A 345-nucleotide genomic window follows, 5' to 3' on the forward strand; every position below is an offset into this window, starting at 1 on the left:
GCTGATCACCCATTGATCTCCTGATCTCGTTGCAGTTGTTCCAGGTTTGCCACCTCTTGTTGGACTACCTGTCTGCGCTTCACTGACAGCCCGGTTCACAAGAGCCCCATTTTTGATTTCTTCAGCAAAAAATTGCAGCTGTTTCTCATTCCATAGTTTCTTTTCATAAATTTCACCAACAACTCCTTGGTGCCAGCCGATCGATAAGGCAGTTGCTCCATCCATACTTCCTAGTGTTTCTTGAAAAAGGACCATATCCTTTACAGATTGACCCCCGCCCCCGTACTCAACGGGCAGAGACAACGTTGTATAGCCCAGTTTTACTAATGATTCGATATTTTGTTT

1 protein-coding gene is annotated in these 345 nt (G+C 44.9%); it reads right to left on the reverse strand.

Features of this window, described 5'->3' with window-relative positions:
- On the reverse strand, window positions 1-345 hold a 345-nt coding region (locus tag KH400_RS23030), incomplete at both ends, for an acyl-CoA dehydrogenase family protein (RefSeq protein WP_217228611.1).

It is taken from the genome of Desertibacillus haloalkaliphilus (genome assembly GCF_019039105.1).
GTDB lineage: Bacteria > Bacillota > Bacilli > Bacillales > KJ1-10-99 > Desertibacillus > Desertibacillus haloalkaliphilus.